The organism is Verrucomicrobiia bacterium (assembly GCA_035460805.1).
Classification (GTDB): Bacteria; Patescibacteriota; UBA1384; order CAILIB01; family CAILIB01; genus DATHWI01.
In genome coordinates this window covers 1-2,519 of sequence record DATHWI010000003.1, presented here as the reverse complement: position 1 = coordinate 2,519, position 2,519 = coordinate 1, and the positions used below count along the sequence as shown (strand labels likewise).

Sequence of the window (2,519 nt, the reverse complement as noted above, 5' to 3'; positions counted from 1 at the left end):
CACTCCTTGTTACTGTCTGGGTTAATGAGGGGCACTCGAAGGATGATGTACGCCCGGCCTAGTCCCCATGCCTGGTTAAGCTTCGCCCGTATAGGACGAATCAGAACTTCCTGATAACGAGGCAGGTTGTAACCATGTACATCTTCCTGCCTGCGCATTTGCTGACGCAAGCCCCGTGCGCAGGCAACGAAGTCTGATTCAGACAACCTTCCGCGCTCAAACGTTTCCTCCGTCATACCGATGATGATTGGATCTCTGTGGCCCTTGTAGTGAATCCAGAAGATCATTTCCAAGTGGCCATCCTCATGTCGGACAAGGTACTCACCCGAAGGTGTCTCACCTTGAATAAAGTGAGGAACAAAAGAATATAAGAGTACTGTGTTGTGTCGTGCCAAAGTTCTCACCATCTTTGTTGCCAGAAAACCCCGCAACAGGACTCCCTCTTCTATCATATGGATCTAAGTTCGTCAATCTATAGGAGAAGGGCAAGATTAAAAAAAGCCAAGCTAAATGCATTGATAAGTACTCTGGGAAATGCTAGTGTCCTTCTGTTCGATAGGGCAATGAGGCTTGGCCGCCTAAATGCCCGTCCAAGGAGACTACACTTGAGTTTTTTAGCAAAAGTTCGCGAAGCAATTGAACGACGCCAACCCCTTGAGGGTATTGAGCGGGAGATACCGACATCACTTGAAGAGGCATATTCCCTTAGGCTAGTGACCCGGGAGTATGTAGCCTCTATCTGCCTACAACTTGCAGGCTACAAAACCCTGCCCGAAGAAGAGCAGGTTCGCCTGGAGGATTGGCATAGAAGGGCTAGGAGCGCACGAGTATTCTTTGAACTCGAAGTTGTCTTGCTCACCGAGTACATCGAGGCAGAAACCAAACGCTTGGAAGAAGCAGAAGGTGCAGAGGTTAAGCGCCTGGAGGCGCTTAAGAGGGGGCAGGAAGTAGAGGCACAGCGCCTCGCAAAAGCTGCCCGGTTGATTGAGGAGGAAAAGAAAGATGTGGAAAAACGTAAATTCCTCCTTGAGAAAGCAAACCTCTCCAATCCAAACGACCCCGAATGCCTCCTCTGGGCCATGTACACTCACGCCAAGTTCCTCACCGATACCGAGGGCGTAAAGCTTACTGAGGAGCACCGGGCTGTTATGCGAATCACGGGAGGCTTCCTTTTCAGGAACGAGCCCCAGAGCTAGGTAGGCTGGAACCACGGCCGTTCGATTACTCGAACGGCTTTTTTATTCACCACACCAGCTTGACTCTCCGTTCAAAACCCAGCACAGTAAATCAGTTATTAATTGCTACTCATGCCTGAAAAAACCAAAAATACCTCCGCACTTTACTTAACGCGCTTCGCCAAGCCCTACCTTCCGCTCATAATCTTGAGCCTGGTCCTTCTTATTGCCGGAAGGACATTTGCCAGCTTTGAGCCAATTTGGCTGAAAAAGGTAATCGATGGCTTGGCAGCAAAGAGTCCTTTCTCCGCCATCGTTGGCTTCCTTGGAATGTACTTCCTCCTGAGTCTGGGACAAATAATTTTCGATTTTCTCCGCGACTATTTCTTTACCCCCGCCGAACAGGGCATTTCCCGCCGCATGTCAGAGACGCTCTACAAGCACCTCTTAGACCTGCCTGTCGCCTACCATCACGAGCAGAAGATTGGGGCACTCAGTAAACGCTTGACGCGTGGTGGCCGCGCCTTTGCCTTCCTCATGGACATCATGGTGCTTTCCCTGCTCCCTACTTTTGTGGAGCTCATCATTGTTACAACCCTGCTCCTCAACCTGTACTCCCCGGTCTACGCCCTTATTACCTTTGGAACAGTAGTCGTGTACACCGCGTTCACCGTCTGGGCAACCGAGAAGCGCCAAAAGTGGCGCATCGCCGCCAACCAAGCAGAAGACGATGTTTCTTCCCACGAAATAGACAGCATTGGGAACATCGACACTGTTAAATATTTCAATAACGAGCCGTGGCTCAAAAAGCAGTACCAACCACTCATTGGGACCTGGTACAGCGCCGGGGTTACCTCTAACCGCGTTTTTGCCCTCGTTGCCGGTGGCCAAGCACTTATTCTGGTAGCGGGTATGGGTGGCACACTGTACCTGGCAGTGAACCAGGCCAGCTTTGGCATTCTTACAGTAGGTGACCTCGTGTTACTGAGTACCTACATCGTCCGCCTGACAGCGCCTATCAGCACACTTGGCTTTATCTACCGCCAGCTCAAGGACAACCTGACCGACCTGCAAGGCATTTCTAAGATTCTCCAAGAAAAGGTCACTATCCAGGAGCCTGTTAACCCTGTAGCTATTCCAAAGCCCAAAGGCGAAGTCGTATTCGAAAATGTGAGTTTTTCATACGGAAACGGCCGTACTATTTTGAAGGATGTCCATTTGGATATTAAGCCTGGCAAACGCGTTGCCTTTGTTGGGCCGTCCGGTGCCGGCAAGTCTACTATCGTCAAGCTGCTTTTCCGTTTCTTTGAACCGACTGCTGGGCAAATTACCGTAGATGGTGTG

The 2,519-nt window shown here is 50.5% G+C and carries 3 protein-coding genes; 2 read left to right on the top strand and 1 reads right to left on the bottom strand.

What is annotated here, in order from left to right; translation table 11 throughout:
- On the bottom strand, positions 1 to 395 hold a 395-nt coding region (locus VLA04_00050; protein HSI20106.1), incomplete at its 3' end, for a hypothetical protein.
- Positions 396 to 605: 210 nt separating this feature from the next.
- On the opposite strand from VLA04_00050, the gene VLA04_00045 reads away from it, so the two are divergent.
- Together VLA04_00045 and VLA04_00040 are read left to right on the top strand one after the other, a co-directional pair.
- Positions 606 to 1,196 carry a hypothetical protein gene (locus tag VLA04_00045; GenBank protein HSI20105.1) on the top strand — a complete coding sequence of 197 codons (591 nt, stop codon included), beginning with the start codon at positions 606 to 608 and terminating at the stop codon, positions 1,194 to 1,196.
- Between the two features lie 111 nt (positions 1,197 to 1,307).
- A partial coding sequence (locus tag VLA04_00040) for an ABC transporter ATP-binding protein/permease (protein HSI20104.1) occupies positions 1,308 to 2,519 on the top strand: 1,212 nt, incomplete at its 3' end.